Genomic DNA, 17,809 nt, shown 5'->3' on the forward strand with positions numbered 1-17,809 from the left:
GGCGATCATGATCGGCGTCTTCCACCCGGGCGATTCGGTGATCCACCGGATGCCGGCGCTCGCGAAGCTCGGACTCCTCGCGGTCGCGGTGACGATCACCGCGCTCCTGCATTCGCTGCCGGCGCTCGGCGTCGTCGCGCTCGTGACGGTCGCCCTGTTCGCGCTCGCCCGCATCCCCGTGCGGCTGGCATGGCGCCAGGTCGCGCCGATCCTGTGGGTGCTCGCGCTGGCCGTGCCCGTGCAATGGTTCTTCGCCGGGTGGGAGGCCGCCGCGACGATGGGCGCGCGGCTGCTCCTCGCCGTCGCGCTGGCCGCCGTCTACACGCTCACGACCACCGTGACGGCGACGCTCGACGCGATGCAGGTGCTGCTGCGCCCGTTCGCCCGCTGGATCGACCCGGACCGGGTCGGGCTGGCGCTGGCGCTCGCCATCCGCTGCGTGCCGCTGCTCGCCGACCTCGTGCGGGAGGTGCTGGAAGCACGCAAGGCGCGCGGTGCCGAAGGGTCGCCGACCGCGCTCGCGGTGCCGGTGATCGTGCGGACGCTGCGCACGGCCGACCACCTCGGCGAGGCCCTGATGGCGCGCGGCGTCGACGACTGACGACCGTCCTCCACAGACCGGGCGCGCCGCGCGGCGATGTCCGCGGCGCACGGCAGACTGGGGCTGCCGCGCCCCCTCCTCCCCCTGCGACCGCGGCGACCCGAGGAGCACCACACCCGATGATGGGCATCACCCATGCCACCAGCGGCGCCGCCGCGTGGCTCGCGATCACCGGAACCATGCCGATCCTGACGGCCGGCGCGTACCCGCTCGACCCGGTCGGCGTGCTCGCCGGCACCGCCGTCTGCGCGGGCGCGGCGCTGCTGCCCGACGCCGACCACCACAGCGCGACCATCGCGCACTCCGTCCCCCTGCTCGGCAAGGTGGCGACCGGCGTCGTCGAGGCGGCGTCGGGCGGGCACCGGCAGGGCGCGCACTCCCCCGTCGGCGTGCTCGTGACAGTCGCCGCGGCGTGGGCGCTGACGCTCGTCGCGATCCCGACCGACCAGGTCGGCACGCTCGCCGTCGGTGCGGGCGCCGGCACCGCCGCACTCACCGCGTTCGGGCTGAAGGCACGAGACCTCGTCCGCTCCTGGCCCGCCGCCTGGGGCGTGGGGCTGCTGCTCGGCGCCTTCATCGTGGTCTTCGCGCCCGAGCAGGTCGCGTGGTTCCCACTCGCCGTGCTCGTCGGCTTCCTCACGCACCTCGTCGGCGACCTGCTCACGACCGGCGGGCTGCCGGGCCTGCTCTGGCCGTGGCGCTTCCGCCCGCCGCGGGCCCTCCGCCCCGTGCCGGTCGTGAACCGCATCTGGCTGCCGAACGGGTACGTCGCACTGCCCGTGCTCGGCGACACCGGGTCGCTGCGCGAGACCATCCTCGGCGCCCTCCTGGGCACCTACTGCTTCATCGGGTCGACGTACGAGGTGCTGCGCCTGATCGGCGTGAATCCGTTCATGTTCTGGTGAGCGGGTGCAGGGCGTGCGCGCCCCGATGGGCACCGACCTACTCGACGTCTCGGCGCGCCTTGAACAACGAGTAGACGAAGAGGCCCTCGAGCACGACGGCGCCGGCGAGCATCCCCCACAGATGGGGCATCTCATCACCGATACGCACGGCGGCGCTCGCGAATCCCACGACGAGCGCCCCGCAGATCGTGATGTTCCACCATGCGTTGTGGACGGGGTCGCGGAATGGGCCTTTGAACTTCACGCGCCCACTCTCGCAGATCAGGACCTGCCGCGAGCCACGTCAGCCGATCGGCGCGGCCTCGATCACGGCCAGAACCTAGACGGGCGTGCACCCGGTCGCCGGCACGTCGCCGACGATCAGCATGAACAGCACACCGGCTGGAATCGTGATGATGCCGCTCCAGATCCACATCGCCGTTGCGGCCCGACGCAGGCGTGGTGCGGCGAGCGCGACGAGCAGGAACACGGTCGACGCCGACCAGATGAGTCCCCCGCCGAGGTGCGCGGCCTCGCGCCACGGCTCCGGCCACGGCAGGCCCAGGACGTTGAGGACGACGCACGCCCGAGACGACAGCCGGATGAACAGGATCGCGGAGATCGGCGCGAGTCCCGCGAGCACGCCCATCATGCTCGCCGCCACGATGTACCCCCGTGAGCGCGGAACGTCGCCGGCGCTGACGGCGACGAGCGCGCACGCGACCGCGGTGCCGATGATCGCGTAGACGAAGGCCGCACCGAGGACGTCGAAGTGCTCGGTGCCAGTCACACCGGCGAACCCGAGGAGGAGGCCGATCCCGAACACCGCGGGTATCGAGGCGGCCACGAGTTGGGCCCACCACCGCACGGGGTTCCACCGGGCCGAACCGCCGCTGCTCCGCTCCGCGGTGTTCGGCGTCACGTCCGGGCCACTGGTCATCCAGCGACGATATCGGGGCCCGACCGGACGGCTCGGACGCACTGCCCGATCGTGGCGCAGGGCGTGCGCACCTGCGGCCCCCGACCGCATGCCCCTGCTCATATGCAGGCCGATCTGCGCATTCGCGTGACACGGCGCAATCCCGCAGCCTATCGTGAGGTCACCGCACGACGAGGAGGTCACGATGGAATCCGACGGAGCGTACACGCGCGAACGGCTGGCACCCGGGGCGCGAGCCTTCGTCGCCCAGCAGGTCGCCCGCTGCGCTGAACTCGGCATCGAGGCCGGCGGGCTCGACATCAGCCACCTCGCGATCCGCACCGCCACCTGGCGCGAGTACGTCCGCGCCCGCGACGCGATCGAGGCCTACTCGACGTCGAACCTCGAGAACGTCTGGAACGGTCGCCCGATCTCGAAGCTCGTGCTCGCCGAGCCCATCGAGGTGGCCGACGGCATCGGGATCCCGCTCATCGAGCTCATCCCCCCGTTCCACCAGCGCGTCTACCGTATGGGCCTCGAGCACGTCGGCTTCGTCGTCGGGCCGGAGCACGGCGCGTTCATCGACCGGCATCGGGAGGTGCTCACGGGGCAGCAGTTCCAGAGCCGGTTCTGCGCCCCGGTCTACCGGCTCTTCGACGACTACACGCACGTGAAGTTCTACGAGGCGTCCCTCGGCGACGTGTGCCGGATGGAGGGTGCCGCCTTCGACGGCTTCGTCCACGCCGACTGGGATCCCGTCGACCCCGACGCGGGGCCGTACGAGATCGGCTGCGACTGAGGGCCCGCGGATGCCCGGGGAGTTCGACGGCACGATCGTGCTCGTGACCGGCGCCACCGGCGGTCTCGGCACCGCGATCGCGGAGGCGTTCGCCCGCGAGGGCGCGGAGCTCGTCCTGCACCACCGGTCGAACGGGCAGGCGGCCGCCGAGTTGGCCGGGGCGCTCGCGACCGAGCACGGCACGACGGCGCATGCCGTGAGGGCCGACCTCGCGGACGAGGCCGACCTCCGTCGCATGTTCGCCGACGGCTCGCCCGCCGCACGCGCGACGATCCTCGTGAACAACGCGGGGCGGTACCCCGTGGCCGACTTCCACAGCCTGACCGCGGACGACTGGGTGGAGGACTTCCGCCTCAACGTCGTCGCCGCGTACCTCTGCACGACGCACGCCGCGCGGGCGATGGCGGCGCACGGCGGCGGCGCCGTCGTCAACATCACCTCGATCTCGGCCGACCGAGCCGTCCCGGAGCAGGCCGCGTACGCGGCAGGAAAAGCGGCGCTCCGCTCGCTCACGAGGACGTCGGCGGTCGCGCTGGCCCCTCGCGGCATCCGGGTGAACGCGGTCGCGCCGGGGCTGGTCCACCGCGCGAGCCTCGAGCGGGACTGGCCCGACGGGCTCGCCCGCTGGTCGCAGCGCGCACCGTCCGGGCGGCCGGTCGACCCCCGCGAGGTCGCGAACGCCTGCGTGTACCTCTGCTCGTCACGCGCGGCCGGGATCACGGGCCAGGAGCTCGCCGTCGACGGCGGGATCACCGCCGTCAGCGACTACTGACCGACGCGATCGCCCGGAGCGGCACGTGGTGGGCAGCGGCGACACGACGAAGGCCCCGGCGATCACTCGCCGGGGCCTTGCTGGTGCACCCCCAGGGACTTGAACCCTGAACCCACTGATTAAGAGTCAGTTGCTCTGCCGATTGAGCTAGAGGTGCGTTTCGGCGGGATTTCCGTAACCCCGAACCGAGGATCAAAGTTAGCAGGTCCGGGGGTCGAACGCGAAATCGGCTCCCGCTCGGGCGCGTCGTGCCCGCCACCGGCACGCGAGCCGCCGCCCCGCGGCATCCGCCCCGCCCTCCCCGTTGCGTTTCTCAGGAGCGCGGCGCCGATTCCGCACGTTGCTCAGGAGGACACGCCGTGGGCCGCGGCGACACGCCGGCGCGGCTCCTGAGAAGCGCGACGACCCGGCCGCAGGCGAGCGCGAACGCGAACGCCCGATGACGCCAGCAACGACGCCGGCAACGACGCCGGCAACGGCGGCCGTCGTAGGCTGAACCGGTGACGGATGCCACGTACGCCGACGACCTCGCCCTGGCCCTCGACCTCGCCGACCTCGCCGATGCGGCCGCCATGGCCCGCTTCCGCGCCGTCGACCTCCGCGTCGACACGAAGCCGGACCGCACGTTCGTGACCGAGGCCGACCTCGCCGTCGAGCGCGGCGTGCGCGACCTGCTCGCCCAGCGGCGGCCCGACGACGGCATCCTCGGCGAGGAGTACGGCACCGAGGGCACCGGCTCGCGACGCTGGGTCATCGACCCGATCGATGGAACGTCGAACTTCCTCCGCGGCGTGCCCGTGTGGGGCGCGCTCATCGCGCTCACGGTCGACGACGTCCCCGTCGTCGGCGTGGCCTCGATGCCGGCGATCGGCCGGCGTTGGTGGGGCGCACACGGCCTCGGCGCGCAGACGACGGATGCCGCGGGCGAGGCGCCGCGCGACATCCGCGTGTCGAACGTGGCCGACCTCGGCGACGCGTCGCTGAGCTTCCAGAGCATCGCGCAGTGGCGCGACGCCGGCTACCTCGACCGACTGCTCTCGCTCGGCGAGCGGGTCTGGCGCGACCGGGCCTACGGCGACCTCTGGTCGTACTGCCTGCTCGCAGAGGGGCTCGTCGACGTCGTCGGCGAGTTCGACGTGAAGGCGTGGGACCTCGCCGCGCTCATCCCGATCGTCGAGGGCGCGGGCGGCCGGTTCACCTCGGTGGACGGCGACGCGGGCGCGGGCCACGGCAGCGCACTCGCGACGAACGGCCTGCTGCACGAGGCCGTGCTCGAAGCGCTGCGCTGAGCCGCGGCATCCGCGACGTCCGACCCGATCGCCCGCCCGCGGGCACGACGCCCCGAGGAGGAGCCATGGAACTCTGCATCTTCACCGAGCCGCAGCAGGGCGCGAGCTACGACGAGCAGCTCGCTCAGGCGCAGGCGACGGAACGCCTCGGCTTCGACGGCTGGTTCCGCAGCGACCACCTGCTGCACATGGGCCCCGGCGACCCGATGCCGGGCCCGTCGGACGCGTGGACGGCACTCGCCGGCATCGCACGCGAGACGAGCCGCATCCGTCTCGGGACGCTCGTCTCGCCCGTGACGTTCCGGCACCCCGGCCTGCTGGCGATCCAGGTCGCGCAGGTCGACGCCATGTCCGGCGGGCGAGTCGAGCTCGGGCTCGGAGCGGGATGGTTCGCCGCCGAGCACGCCGCCTACGGGATCCCGTTCCCCGAGCGGCGGTTCGACGTGCTCGAGGAGCAGCTGCAGGTCGTCACCGGGCTGTGGGAGACGCCCGTCGGCGAGCGCTTCTCGTTCGACGGCGAGCACTACCGGCTCGCCGACGCGCCGGCGCTGCCGAAGCCCGTGCAGTCCCCCATGCCGCTCATCATGGGCGGCGGCGGGCGGACCCGCCTGCCCGCACTCGCTGCGCGCTTCGCGACGGAGTTCAACCGCGGGTTCGTGGGCGAGGACGAGATCGCGGCGTCGTTCGAGCGGGTGCGCGCCGCGTGCGAGCGGATCGACCGCGATCCCGCGACGATGCGGCTGAGCGTCGCGCTGCCCACGGTCGTCGCCACGGACGACGCGATCTACCGGCGCCGCCTCGAGGAGATCGACGCCGACCCCGGCACGTTCGCCGACGTCAACATCGCGGGCAGCCCCACGCGGGTGGTCGAGCAGCTCGGCCGGCTCGCCGACCTCGGCGCCGACCGCGTGTACCTCCAGCTCGTCGACGTGCGCGACCTCGACCACGTCGAGCTCATCGCGGCCGAGGTCCTGCCCCACGTGGGCTGAGGCTGCGAGCGCCGCACGACGGCGCGTGACGTCCGCGTGCCTCGGGTGGCCCCGACGTCGCGTACCCTCGTAGGTGAGGGCCGGGGGGCCTCGAGGGGGAAGCGATGCAGGCGACGGCGCGCAGGCGACATCATCAGCAGGACGACCGGCCACCGCTGGGGCCGGAGGACGACCCGTACCAGGCGTACCTGATCTGGCGCGAGGAGCGGGATGCCGCGGCGCGCGCCGAGGCTCCGGAGGGCGATGCCGACGAGGCCGCCGAGCCGGTCGCCGACGACCCGGGCACGCCGCGTCGATCGTGGCTGCGACGGCTCGCGTCCGGCGGACGGGCGGGATCGCGCGGGCGCTGAGCGGGGCCTCGTGGGTCAGCCCTCGTGTCCGCCCTCGACGCGGATCTCCCGTCGGTGCTCGGCGTACCGGACGGACTCGACGGCGATGAGCACGAGGCATCCGAGCACGAGGATCGCCATCGCTGCCAGGGGCGTGACGAACGCGACCACCGGGACCGCGGCGGCGGCGATGGTCGCGGCGCCGAAGCGCAGCCACTTCACCTTCCGCGAGACCCGCAGCCAGAAGAACGCGACGCCCGCGAGGTAGCACGAGAACCCGCCGAAGAGGGCGGCGGCGCCGAACAGGCCGAGGGGTTCGGGTTCGTCGACGTGGGCGATGACGTCCTCGACGCCGAGCGCCGTGATGACGATGCCGGCGATGAGCATGAGGTGCAGGTACGTGTAGCCGTCGATCGCGAGCTGCACTCGCGGCACGCCGCGGAGGCGGGAGAGCTCGTGTTCGGCCGCGAGCGACGTCGTGTCGAAGTACAGGAACCACAGCGCGATCGAGAGCAGCACGGCGAGCACCGCGCCGACGATGATCGGCACGCTGATGGGCAGCTGCGCGGCGCCCACGCCGATCGCGACGACGGACTCGCCGAGGGCGAGGATGACCACGAGGCCGAACCGCTCGGCCCAGTGACCCGCCGAGTGGATGCGCCAGCTGCCGCCCGTCGACGTGACGTAGGTGATCAGGACGTCGAGCGCGAGGCCGATGATCCAGAGCCAGGTCTGCAGCATGCCGCCGAGCAGCGCACCCGCGATGAGGAACGCGGCACCGACGACGAGCGCCATCGAGCTGCGGAGGATCTGGCCGCGCAGCGGCGCGTCACCGGCCGCGGCGAGCAGGTACAGCCCGATGTGCGCGAGCCGGACCACGATGTAGGCGACCACGAGCACCATCGGCCCGTCGAGGCCGCCCTCGAGGTCCTCGTACGCCTCGGGGATGACCAGCGCGAGCACGAACATCGCGATCATCGCGACGGACAGCCCGACCTGCACGAACCCCTCGTCGGCGTGCGTCTGGTTCGCGAGCCACGCGTACGCCACCCACGACCACCAGAGCAGGCCCAGGATCGTCAGGGCCTGCAGGATCCCGAGGGCGCTGTGCGCGTGCGCCATGTACTGGCTGACCTGCGTGAACGCGAAGACGAACACGAGGTCGAAGAAGAGCTCGAAGGTCGTGACCCGGTGGTCCTCGTCGGAGACGCGGAAGCCGCGGATCGGGGTGACTCGCCATTGCATGCGCCCCAGTGTGGCGCGCGGCGAGCGCGATCGGAAGCGGTCCGCGCCCGCGCCGGGAGTCCGAGCGCGGGCGCGGGCGCGGGCCGGCGGCACCGGCGGGGCGCGGGGACCCGCCGGTGCCGCCGGAGGCGTCAGTCGTTGCGCGGGGTGGCGTTGATGCCGTCGAGCATCGCCTGCACCTGGGCGAGGGCGGCCGGGTCGGCGCCGCCGAAGCTCTTCATCGCGCGCCCGATCGGGACCGACGCCATCATGCGCGCCATGTCCATGCCGAGCGCATCGCCGCCGGCATCGAACTGCTCCATGACGGGCGCGAACGCGGCGCCGATCACCTGCGCCGCGACCGGGTGGGCCATGAGCTCGCCGATCGTCGACTCGAGGTCGAACGGGACGGCCGCGTCGTCGCCGCCGACCTCGACGTCGGCTTCCAGGCGGAGGTCTCGCGAGGATGCCGCCGCCGCGATGCGGTACGTGCCGCCCTCGACGATCCACCGGTCGAGCCGGTCGTCCCAGTAGGCCAGGTCGCGCCGCTCGACGCGGATCTCCACCGTGCCCTGCTCCCCCGCCGCCAGGTCGATCGAACCGAAGCCGACGAGCTCGCGCGGCGCGCGCGTGATCGACGAGCCCGGCAGCGACGCGTAGAGCTGGACGATCTCGCGACCGGCACGGTCGCCGGTGTTGCGGACCTCGACGCGGGCGCGCACGCCCTCGGCGTCGGCCTCGAGGGCGATGCCGTCGTAGGCGAAGGTCGTGTACGAGAGCCCGTGGCCGAACGCGTAGAGCACGTCGCGGGCGCGGAGGTCGTAGCCGCGGTAGCCGACGTGGATGCCCTCGCCGTAGCGGACGCGCGAGTGCTCGCCGGGGAAGTTGCCGAAGCTCGGGGCGTCCTCGATCCGGAGCGGCATGGTCTCGGCGAGCCGGCCGGACGGGTTCACGTGGCCGAACAGCACGTCGGCGATCGCGCCGCCGCCCGCCTGCCCGAGCAGGGAGCCCGAGAGGATGGCGGGCGCCACGGCGTCCACGGGCGCGAGGCGCAGCACGCCGCCCGCGGACAGCACGACGACCGTGCGCGGCTGCGCCGACGCGACGGCCTCGAGGAGCGCGACCTGCTCGTCGGGGAGCTCGATGTGCTCGCGGTCGAAGCCCTCCGACTCCTGCGACGCCGCCAGGCCGAGGAACACGACGGCGACGTCGGCCGCCGACGCGGCCTCGACGGCCTCGGCCCGCAGCGCGTCGGCGTCGCCGGTGCCGTCGGTCGTGAAGCCCGGCGCGAACGAGACGTCGGCGTCGCCGGCGAGGCTGCGGATCTCGTCGATCGGCACGTCGACGCGCGTGGGCGAGACGTGCGAGCTGCCGCCGCCCTGGTAGCGCGGCTCGGAGGCGAAGGCACCGACGACGGCGATCGTGCCGCTCGGCGCGAGCGGCAGGAGGCCGCCCTCGTTCTTCAGCAGGACCGTGCTCCGGCCGGCGGCCTCGCGAGCGAGCGCGTGGTGCGCGTCGACGTCGACGACGACGTCGCGACGCGTGGTGCGGGCGAGGTGCGAGACGCGCGCCACGGCGCGGGCGGCGCGGTCGACCGCGGCGACGGCGAGCTCGCCCGCCTCGACCGCGGCGACGACCTGCGCGTCGTCGGCGGCGGTGTCTCCCGGCATCTGCAGGTCGAGCCCCGCCGCGACGGCGGCGACGCGGTCGGCGACGGCGCCCCAGTCGCTCACGACGGCGCCCTCGAAGCCCCACTCTTCGCGCAGCACCTGCGTGAGCAGCCAGTGGTTCTGCGAGGCGAGCACGCCGTTGACGCGGTTGTACGAGCACATGACCGTCCACGGGGCGGCGTCGCGCACGACGCGCTCGAACGCGCGGAGGTAGATCTCGCGGAGCGGCCGGTCGTCGACGTCGGAGCTCGCGCGCATGCGGTCGTGCTCGGCGTTGTTCGCGGCGAAGTGCTTGAGCGACGCCCCGACGCCGCGGGCCTGGAGTCCCCGGACCCACTCGGTGGCGAGCACGCCGGTGAGCAGCGGGTCCTCGCTGAAGTACTCGAAGTTGCGGCCGCAGCGCGGGTCGCGCTTGATGTTGATGCCCGGGCCGAGCAGCACGCCGAGCCCGGCGGCCTGCGCCTCGTCCGCGAGCGCCGCGCCGACGCGGCCGGCGAGCTCCGGGTCCCAGCTCTGCGCGAGCCCGACGGCGGGCGGGAAGCACGTCGCGGGGTCGCTCGCGCCGACGCCGAGGTGGTCGCCGGCGGCGGCCTGGTAGCGCACGCCGTGCGGGCCGTCGCTCATGGTGACGCTCGGCACGCCGGGGACGTCCTTGGTGCGCCAGAACGACGCTCCGCCGCCGAGCGCGGCGCGATCGGCGAGGTCGAGCGCCTCGACCGCGGATGCGGCGAGCTCCTCGGGCGTCGCGGTGGTGTCGTGGATGTCGGTCATCGTGTGCCTCCTCGCGCACGGTTCGGATCATGAGGGCGGCGAGGCGCCGCCCGCGGAGCACTGGATGCCCGTGATCCCGTCGTCGTGAAAACAGTATGCCATACGGTTTTCAATGCGCAACGCTACGATCGGATGCCGTGAGCACGCGCGGACCGTACGCCAAGGGCGTGGCCAAGCGGCGCGAGATCCTCGACGCCGCCCTGCAGGTGATCGCCGAGCACGGCTACTCCGGAGCCACCGTCAAGGAGATCGCCGAGGCCGTCGGGCTCAGCCAGAACGGGTTGATGCACTACTTCGGCTCGAAGGACGACCTCTTCGTCGAGGTCCTCCGTCGCCGCGACGAGGTCGACGCCGCCGAGTTCGGCCCGTCGGATGCCGCGGGCGGCGCGTCCGCGGGCGGCGCGCCGACCGACGGCGCAGACGGCACCGACGGCACGCAGGAGCGTGCGCCGCACGACCTCGACGGCCTGCGTCGCGGCCTGATCGGCATCGTCGACCACAACGCCGACGTGCCGGGGCTCGTGCACCTCTTCGTGCGCCTGACGGCCGACGGTTCCGAGCCCGAGCACTCGGCGCACGCCTTCTTCGGCGAGCGCTACGCCCAGCTCAGGTCGCTCGGACGGGACTGGATCACCGGTCTGCAGGAGCGCGGCGAGATCCGCGCCGACGTCGATCCCGAGGCCGCCGCGGGCATGCTGTTCGCGCTGATCGACGGCCTGCAGAACCAGTGGATCTACGATCCCGACGTCGACATGTCCGCGCAGGTCTCGGCGTTCGTGGACCTGCTGCGTCCCTGAGCCCGTCCGCCGGCGGATGCCGCCGGACACGACGACGGCCGCCCGAGGGCGCCCGTCGAGGGGCGGACTCGGCGTGCGATGACGACCGGTGGTGGAGATGGGGGGAATTGAACCCCCGTCCATCGCTGGGATTCCACGGTTTCTCCGGGCGCAGCCTGTGATGCGTTCTGCTCGGCCCCGGCCCTTGCCACAGGCAGCCAGGTCGACGGGCCCAGCCTGAAAGAGTCCCGCACGACGCTCAGGCGACGCCGTGCAGCAAGTTCCCTAGATGACGCCAGCGACCGGGGCGGGAACGAACCCGGGCTGACGGACTAACGGACTCGCTTAGGCAGCGAGGGCGTAGTCGTTCTGCGACTTATTGGCAGTTATTGTTTCGCAGGGAGCGTTCACGAGATAACCCTGCATCCTCGGCCCGCTTCACGCAGTCTCGCAGGCGATGTCGAAACCGATCATCCCCATGAGACGCGCTCCGACCGGAGGTCGGAAGGCGGGTCGTCATCGCACGCTGTTGAGTTGCCATCCCGCGATCCACCGATGGGAGCGCGGCCCTACAGGATACAACAGGCACGACCCGCCGGACCATTCCCGCCGCCGGACGCGACCGCGCCGATCGACGAGCCATGACGCGAACTTGTCATACGGCCGTAACCTGCCGGGACCCGCCAGCACGTAGCGTCCCGGCATGGCACCTCCCGAGACCCGCCCGAGCCGCGCCGTCGCCGCTCGACCCGACGCCGCTCGACCCATCGCCGCGCGCCGGCGCCCGGGAGCCGCATGATCGCGCGGGTCGACCCGTTCATCGGCACCGAGGCCGTCGACCTGCCCCCGCAGACGGGGCTGGCCGCGACCTGGTGGTGGCCGAAGCCGCAGGTCGGCAACACGCATCCCGGGGCCACCTACCCGCTCGGGATGGTCTCGGCCTGCGCCTACTCGGGCGCCTACCCCACCGGATACGGGCGCTACGACCTGGCGACCGAAGGCGTGCCGCCGACGATCCACGAGCATGGCGTGGCATCCGGGTTCACGCACTTCCAGCAGTCCGGCACGGGCGCCATCCGAAAGTACTACAACTACTTCCGCGTCACGCCGATGATCGAGCCGCTCGACGTGCTCGGCCGCACCTGGGACCTGCTCGAGGAGGCCGCGGAGCCCGGCTACTACGCCGCGACGCTCGACTCCGGCATCCGCGCCGAGCTGACCGTCGGGCCGAAGTCGGCCGTGCACCGCTACACGTTCCCCCGCAACCAGAACGCCCGAGTCGTCATCGACTTCTCACTCGGCGGCCTCGGCATCCCCCACGGCGAGACCATCCCGCTGCGGGCGAAGCTCGAGCAGGTCGCGCCGGGCATCGCGCAGGGCGAGATCGTGGTCGAGGGGGCGCCGCTGTCGGTGTACCTCGAGTGCGACGCGCACACCTGGCGGCAGATGCTCTGGTACGACCGCCGGCTCATGCCCGGCGGCACCCGGCTCGCGTTCGACCACATCCGGCCGACGACGCTGCGCCCGTTCGGGCTGATGTGGGCAGGGCCGAGCGAGCCGGGCCAGAGCATCGAGCTGCGGATCGGGTTCTCGCTGCGCGGGTTCGAGCAGGCGCGCGCGAACCTCCGCGCCGACGAGGGCACGGGTCCGGCGCGCTTCCCGCACCGCCGCGACCGCACGAAGAAGGCCTGGCGCCGCCACCTCAAGACCATCGCCGTCGACACGCCCTCGACCGATCGCCAGACCGTGTTCTCGACCGCGCTCTACCACTCGCTCATCAAGCCCTGCCTCGCACCGGAGGAGAGCCCGTTCTGGCCCACGGAGGGCCCGTTCGTGTTCGACCTCTGCACGATGTGGGACATCTACCGCACGCAGCTGCCGCTGATCACGACCCTGTTCCCGGAGCGCGCGGTCGAACTCGCGAACGCGCTGCTGACCATCTGCGAGGAGGAGGGGAACTTCCCCATCGGGTACCGGATGGCCCGCGGAAGCGATCGCTTCTCGCGGCAGGGCAGCGCGCTCGCGCAGACCTTCCTCGCCGACCTGTGCCAGCTCGGACTCCCCGGCATCGACTGGGAGTGGGCGCTCGTCAACATGCACTCCGACCTCCGCCGCACCTACGGCGAGGAGTTCCTGCTGCGCGGCGTGGCCCACCCGATCAGCCACACGCTCGACCTCGCCTACGGGTACTGGTGCACCGCCAAGGTGGCCGCCCGGGTCGGCGACCGCGCGCTCGCAGACGAGTTCACCGGGCTCGCCGCCGGCTGGGTCAACGCATTCGACGAGCAGACGGGCCTGCTGCACGACTCGACCTTCTACGAGGGCAGCCGCTACAACTACTCGTTCCGGCTGCTGCACGACATGCGGCGACGGATCGAGCTCTCGGGCGGCGACGACGGCTTCGTCCGGGCGCTCGACGCGTTCTTCGGCTACGGCGCCGAGCCCGTGCGCCAGCCCGGCGTCGCCCCCGGCGTCGAGGAGCTCGCCGCGGGCTACGCACTGGGCCGCTTCGAGGGCCTGAACAACGAGCCCGACATGGAAGCCCCGTGGGCCTACCACTACGCCGGACGCCCCGACCGGACCGCCGAGATCGTGCACGCGGCCGTGCACCAGCAGTTCGGCACGGGGCGCGGCGGTCTGCCGGGAAACGACGACTCCGGGGGCATCAGCTCCTGGTACGTCTGGGCGAGCCTCGGATTGTTCCCCGTGGCCGGCCAGAACCTGTTCCTCGTGAACGCCCCGTCGTTCGCCGAATCCGAGCTCCGGGTCGGCGGCGACACGCTCCGCATCGAGACCGCCGGGTTCGTCGAACCCGAACCCGGCGGCCCGGTCCAGTACGTGCAGTCGGTCGAGCTCAACGGCGACCCGCTCGAGCGCACGTGGCTCCGAGGTGACGAAGTGCACCGCGGCGGCACCCTGCTGGTCCGACTCGGGTCCGAACCGAGCGAATGGGGTCGCGCCTCGAGGCCGCCCTCCGCGTCGGACACCTGACCCGCGGCATCCGCCACCACCACGACCTGCAATCAGGACGCGCACCCGCGCCCCACCAGGAAGGAGGAGCCATGAACGCTCCCCGGAACCGCCTCGTCATCGTCAACCGCGCAGATCCGGTGATCTGCGGCCATTCGGTCGAGGGTCGCAACCTCGCCGAGGCCGCGCTGGAACGCGGGTTCGACGAGGTGCGCATCGTGACCTGGCCGATCGACCGGCTGGAGGCGGCCGGCCTGCCGCTGAAGCCCCTTGATCGGATGCTGCCGTACAGCGACGGCATCATCGTCGAACGCCCGGAACCCGTCGGCGACTACAAGGTGCCCGACGGGCGCTACCTCGCGGGGATCACGGGGCGCCTCGTCGAGCTCTTCACCGACGGCGTGCCGACGGTGTGCCTCTCGCTCTACCTCAGCCCGCACACGGTGGCCGTCACCGACGCGGTGCGGGCCGCGTGGAGCACGGGCCTGCCGGTGAACGTCACGACGATCGCGGAGGCCGTCGGCTCCGACGTCACGAACGTGGTGCGCTCGTGCGTCGAGGAGGGGCGCTTCGGCGCCGCCGCGCACATCCTCTCGAGCTACCTCGCGCAGGACCACTGCGTGGCGGTCTCCGAGTACACGCGCGAGCTCATCGTGGCGGCGGCGGCCGAGATCGACGCGTTCCACGGCACCCGGTTCGCCGACCAGTGCCGCGCCCGCATCCGCATCTCGTACCCGGCGATCGACACGTCGCAGTACCTCGACCTCGACCGGGAGGTCGTCCGCGGCGTGCTCGCGGCGCGCGGCCTCGAACCCGACGGCTACGTGCTCTTCCTGTCGCGCCTGACCGAGGCGAAGGGCGTCGACGACCTCATCGCGGGGTTCGAGCGCACCGCGGCGAACGAGCGGCTGAAGCTCGTGATCGTCGGGCGCGGCCCCGCGGCCGGGAAGTTCCGGGAGCGGGCGGCCGCGTCGCCCGTCGCCGACCGGATCGTGTTCCTCGACGACGTCGACGACGCCGAGAAGCCGTACCTCATGGCGGGGTGCGCGACGTACGTGCTGCCGAGCAAGCCGCGGCCCGAGTTCGTCGAGACGTTCGGCATCGCCCTGGCCGAGCAGATGCTGTCGGGCGGCGGCACCGTGATCACGACCGAGACGGGCGGCATCGGCGAGGCGGTCGGCGAGCACGCGCTCATCGTGCCGGTCGACGACCCCGACGCGATCGCCGCGGCCATCGACCGGGCGCTCGACCTGCCGGCCGACGAGCGCGCGCTCCGGGCCCAGCGGGCGCGGGCGTACGCGCTCCAGTTCGACCGCGGCGCGGTGTTCGAGCGGCTGTTCGACGCGGCCGGGGTGCTGCCGCTGCGCGCCGTCGCCTGACGGTCGCGAGGGCCTCCCGCGGGGCTCGTGCCCCGACGTATGCTGAGGGCGGCCGCGCCGCGTCGCGCGGCCGTCCGACGCCGCGACGCGGCCGCACCCCGGGAGGTCCCGCATGCCGACCACGATCGCCGTCACCGGTCGCGCCGAGGAGCGCATCGACCCCGAGCTCGGGGCCGTCGCACTCACGGTCACGTCGAACGGCGGCGACCGCGATCGGGTGCTGCACGCGGTCCGCGTGGCGCACGAGCGGCTGCTCGCCGGCATCCGCGACCTCGACGGCGCCGGGTCGCTCGAGTCGTGGTCGGCCGGCCAGTTGCGCGTGTGGTCGCGACGGCCGTTCAACTCGGACGGGCGCCAGCTGCCGCTGGTGCACCAGGCCGCGGCGCAGCTCGAGGTGGTCTTCCGCGACCTCGATGCCCTGGGCGCCTGGGTCGGCCCGGCCTCGTCCTCGGAGGAGATCACGGTCGACGGCGTCGATTGGCGTCTGACGGATGCCACGCGGGCTCGCGTGCAGGAGACGGCGCAACGCGCGGCGGTCGCCGACGCCGTGCGCAAGGCCAGGGTCTACGCCGAGGCGCTGGGGCTCAGCGCCCCGGCCCCGGTGGAGCTGGCCGACCACGGCATGCTGTCGGAGCAGCCGATGCCGAAGGCGCACCAGGCGGTCGCGGTGCGGGGCTTCGCGATGGAGGCCGGCGGGCCGCCGGCGCCCGAGCTCGCGCCGGCGACGCTCGTGGTCGAGGCCTCCGTCGACGCGCGCTTCACCGCGGGCTGAGCGCGCGGCGTCGAGGTCAGTCGCGCTCGACGAGCCGTGCCTCGAGCGCCGCGAGCTCGGCGCGGTCGAGTCCGGCGGCGACGAGGTACTCGCGCACGGAGCCGTGGCGGCGTTCGACCTCGTCGAGCGCCGATTCGAGCGCCTCGCGCGGGCTGCCGCCCATGAGCGTGCGCAGCTCGGGGGTGTCGGGGATGCCGTAGGCGCCGATGCGGGAGACCATCTCCTCGAGCCACTCGCCGGCGAGCAGCGACTCGGTCACGACGTAGTCGGCGATGACGGACTCGCGCTCGACGCCCGCGGCCAGCAGCGCGAGCGCCACGACGATGCCCGTGCGGTCCTTGCCCGCGGTGCAGTGCACCACGACGGCCCGATCACCGGCCACCGTGATCTCGCGGAGGGCCTCGACGACCACGTGCGAGTGCTGGGTGACGATCCGGTGGTACAGCGCCTCGAGCGAGATCCCGCGCTCGCCCTGCGACGCGCCCGAGCCCTCGAAGACGGGCAGCTGCAGCACCTCGACCTCGAGGCCGTCGAGGTCGTCGGGCATGATGCGGACCTCGTTCTCGTCGCGCAGGTCGACGACGATGCCGACCTCGAGCCGTCGGAGCGCGTCGCGCCCGTCCTGGCCGAGCCGGTGCAGCCCGTCGGAGCGGTACAGCCGGCCGTAGCGCACGATGCCGCCGCGGGCCGGGAGCCCGCCGACGTCGCGGAAGTTGTAGGTGCCCGGCACCGGGATGCGCGTCGAGATCTCCACGCGGCGGAGTCTAGCCCGCGTCGCCGTCAGCACGCCGTGAGGAGGCGGAGACGGGGGCCGAGCGCAAGTACTTTCTATACTGGCAAGTACTTGCTAGCATGCTGCCATGGACCCTCACGACTCCCCCGGCACCGACCGCCCCGAGCCCGCCGCCGCGGCCGCCTTCATCCGCGAGGCCGAGGGCGCAGCGCGTCGGGTCGCGGTCGAGGGCTCGGCGTCGGCCTCGGCCTGGCTGACCGGGCTCGCCGCGGCATCCGCCATGTACCTCTTCGCCCTCGGCTGGTACGCGCGCAGCGAGGAGGGACCGATCCTCGCCCTGTCGATCGCGTACGCCGTCACGCTCGGCGTGCTCTCGGTCGTGCACCTGCGACGGATGCGCGCGGCGAGCCTCGGGTTCTCGCGGCGCTTCGGCCTCGCAGTGGGCGCGTGGGGCGGGGTCTTCGCCGTCTCGCTCACCCTCGGCCTGCTCGTGTTCCCCGGCGTCCCTGTGTACTTCGCGATCGCCGCGATCGCGACCGCGGTCCCGCCGCTGTGGGGCTCCCTGCGCGAGCTGGTGGTCGTCCGTGCCTGACGCCGCGGGCGGCGAGGCGCGCGACCGCGCCGGTGATGCCGCGGAGGCGGCGCACCCCAGGCATCGGCTCGACCCGCTGCTCCAGCGACCCGTGCCGTTCTCCATCGCGGCGCTGCTCGCGGCGGCCGACGAGGCGGAGTTCGCCTTCGTGCGCGACTCGGTCGAGCTCAGCGACTCGGCGCTGAGCAAGCAGGCGTCCGCGCTCGAGGCCGCCGGCTACGTGGCGGTCCGCAAGGGATTCGTCGGCAAGTTCCCGCGCACCTGGCTGTCGATGACGCCGCAGGGCCGGGCCGCGTTCGCTGCCCACCTCGCGACCCTCCGCGAGATCGCGGGCTGAACC

General features: G+C 73.0%; 18 protein-coding genes, 1 tRNA gene and 1 other RNA gene. 13 read left to right on the forward strand and 7 right to left on the reverse strand.

Annotated features, from left to right (window positions below):
- Nucleotides 1-7 precede the first annotated feature (7 nt).
- Both ABD230_RS04250 and ABD230_RS04255 read left to right on the forward strand, forming a co-directional pair.
- Nucleotides 8-601: an energy-coupling factor transporter transmembrane component T family protein gene (locus tag ABD230_RS04250; RefSeq protein ID WP_344369698.1), complete on the forward strand. Its 594-nt coding sequence runs from the start codon at nt 8-10 to the stop codon at nt 599-601.
- Between the two features lie 119 nt (nt 602-720).
- Nucleotides 721-1,506 carry a metal-dependent hydrolase gene (locus ABD230_RS04255; RefSeq protein ID WP_344369699.1) on the forward strand — a complete coding sequence of 262 codons (786 nt, stop codon included), beginning with the start codon at nt 721-723 and terminating at the stop codon, nt 1,504-1,506.
- 37 nt (nt 1,507-1,543) lie between these two features.
- Here ABD230_RS04255 and ABD230_RS04260 read toward each other — a convergent pair whose 3' ends face one another.
- Complete coding sequence (locus tag ABD230_RS04260; protein ID WP_344369700.1) at nt 1,544-1,750, reverse strand: hypothetical protein; 207 nt, start codon at nt 1,748-1,750, stop codon at nt 1,544-1,546.
- Between the two features lie 75 nt (nt 1,751-1,825).
- Nucleotides 1,826-2,425 (reverse strand): hypothetical protein, encoded by a 600-nt coding sequence (locus ABD230_RS04265; protein ID WP_344369701.1) that lies wholly within the window; start codon nt 2,423-2,425, stop codon nt 1,826-1,828.
- A 184-nt stretch (nt 2,426-2,609) separates the two neighbouring features.
- Between ABD230_RS04265 and ABD230_RS04270 the strand changes: the two genes are divergently transcribed.
- On the forward strand, nt 2,610-3,203 hold the full coding sequence (locus ABD230_RS04270; protein ID WP_344369703.1) for a VOC family protein: 594 nt from the start codon (nt 2,610-2,612) through the stop codon (nt 3,201-3,203).
- Between the two features lie 10 nt (nt 3,204-3,213).
- The gene (locus ABD230_RS04275) at nt 3,214-3,975 is read left to right on the forward strand and encodes an SDR family NAD(P)-dependent oxidoreductase (RefSeq protein ID WP_344369704.1); all 762 of its coding nucleotides are present in this window, start codon (nt 3,214-3,216) and stop codon (nt 3,973-3,975) included.
- 81 nt (nt 3,976-4,056) lie between these two features.
- Here the strand turns inward: ABD230_RS04275 and ABD230_RS04280 are convergent.
- Nucleotides 4,057-4,132, reverse strand: a tRNA-Lys gene (locus tag ABD230_RS04280).
- 343 nt (nt 4,133-4,475) lie between these two features.
- Here ABD230_RS04280 and ABD230_RS04285 point away from each other — a divergent pair.
- From ABD230_RS04285 to ABD230_RS04295, 3 genes are all read left to right on the forward strand, one after another.
- Nucleotides 4,476-5,264, forward strand: coding sequence for an inositol monophosphatase family protein (locus ABD230_RS04285; RefSeq protein WP_344369705.1), 789 nt, complete (start codon nt 4,476-4,478; stop codon nt 5,262-5,264).
- Nucleotides 5,265-5,329: 65 nt separating this feature from the next.
- On the forward strand, nt 5,330-6,253 hold the full coding sequence (locus tag ABD230_RS04290) for an LLM class F420-dependent oxidoreductase (protein WP_344369706.1): 924 nt from the start codon (nt 5,330-5,332) through the stop codon (nt 6,251-6,253).
- A gap of 104 nt (nt 6,254-6,357) precedes the next feature.
- Nucleotides 6,358-6,603, forward strand: coding sequence for a hypothetical protein (locus tag ABD230_RS04295; RefSeq protein WP_344369707.1), 246 nt, complete (start codon nt 6,358-6,360; stop codon nt 6,601-6,603).
- A 15-nt stretch (nt 6,604-6,618) separates the two neighbouring features.
- Here ABD230_RS04295 and ABD230_RS04300 read toward each other — a convergent pair whose 3' ends face one another.
- Together ABD230_RS04300 and ABD230_RS04305 are read right to left on the reverse strand one after the other, a co-directional pair.
- A complete protein-coding gene (locus ABD230_RS04300; RefSeq protein WP_344369709.1) occupies nt 6,619-7,827 on the reverse strand; it encodes a low temperature requirement protein A in 1,209 nt (402 codons plus the stop codon).
- Between the two features lie 131 nt (nt 7,828-7,958).
- Entirely contained in the window at nt 7,959-10,247 is a 2,289-nt protein-coding gene (locus ABD230_RS04305; RefSeq protein WP_344369710.1) for a glycoside hydrolase family 3 C-terminal domain-containing protein, read from the reverse strand.
- A 137-nt stretch (nt 10,248-10,384) separates the two neighbouring features.
- On the opposite strand from ABD230_RS04305, the gene ABD230_RS04310 reads away from it, so the two are divergent.
- Nucleotides 10,385-11,044 carry a TetR/AcrR family transcriptional regulator gene (locus ABD230_RS04310; protein ID WP_344369712.1) on the forward strand — a complete coding sequence of 220 codons (660 nt, stop codon included), beginning with the start codon at nt 10,385-10,387 and terminating at the stop codon, nt 11,042-11,044.
- A gap of 89 nt (nt 11,045-11,133) precedes the next feature.
- Here the strand turns inward: ABD230_RS04310 and ssrA are convergent.
- Nucleotides 11,134-11,501: a transfer-messenger RNA gene (gene ssrA / locus ABD230_RS04315) on the reverse strand.
- A gap of 317 nt (nt 11,502-11,818) precedes the next feature.
- Between ssrA and ABD230_RS04320 the strand changes: the two genes are divergently transcribed.
- From ABD230_RS04320 to ABD230_RS04330, 3 genes are all read left to right on the forward strand, one after another.
- Nucleotides 11,819-14,014: a glycoside hydrolase domain-containing protein gene (locus ABD230_RS04320; protein ID WP_344369713.1), complete on the forward strand. Its 2,196-nt coding sequence runs from the start codon at nt 11,819-11,821 to the stop codon at nt 14,012-14,014.
- Between the two features lie 71 nt (nt 14,015-14,085).
- The gene (locus tag ABD230_RS04325) at nt 14,086-15,372 is read left to right on the forward strand and encodes a glycosyltransferase (protein WP_344369714.1); all 1,287 of its coding nucleotides are present in this window, start codon (nt 14,086-14,088) and stop codon (nt 15,370-15,372) included.
- Between the two features lie 112 nt (nt 15,373-15,484).
- The gene (locus tag ABD230_RS04330; RefSeq protein WP_344369716.1) at nt 15,485-16,144 is read left to right on the forward strand and encodes an SIMPL domain-containing protein; all 660 of its coding nucleotides are present in this window, start codon (nt 15,485-15,487) and stop codon (nt 16,142-16,144) included.
- Nucleotides 16,145-16,160: 16 nt separating this feature from the next.
- On the opposite strand, the gene ABD230_RS04335 is transcribed toward ABD230_RS04330, so the two are convergent.
- Complete coding sequence (locus tag ABD230_RS04335) at nt 16,161-16,898, reverse strand: tyrosine-protein phosphatase (protein WP_344369717.1); 738 nt, start codon at nt 16,896-16,898, stop codon at nt 16,161-16,163.
- Between the two features lie 106 nt (nt 16,899-17,004).
- Between ABD230_RS04335 and ABD230_RS04340 the strand changes: the two genes are divergently transcribed.
- Together ABD230_RS04340 and ABD230_RS04345 are read left to right on the forward strand one after the other, a co-directional pair.
- Nucleotides 17,005-17,469, forward strand: a complete 465-nt coding sequence (locus ABD230_RS04340) for a hypothetical protein (protein WP_344369718.1) — start codon at nt 17,005-17,007, stop codon at nt 17,467-17,469.
- The gene (locus ABD230_RS04345) at nt 17,462-17,806 is read left to right on the forward strand and encodes a winged helix-turn-helix domain-containing protein (protein WP_344369719.1); all 345 of its coding nucleotides are present in this window, start codon (nt 17,462-17,464) and stop codon (nt 17,804-17,806) included. The genes ABD230_RS04340 and ABD230_RS04345 overlap by 8 nt, the downstream gene beginning before the upstream one ends.
- The last annotated feature ends 3 nt before the right edge of the window (nt 17,807-17,809 follow it).

The sequence above is a fragment of the Agromyces tropicus genome, assembly GCF_039531345.1.
GTDB lineage: Bacteria > Actinomycetota > Actinomycetes > Actinomycetales > Microbacteriaceae > Agromyces > Agromyces tropicus.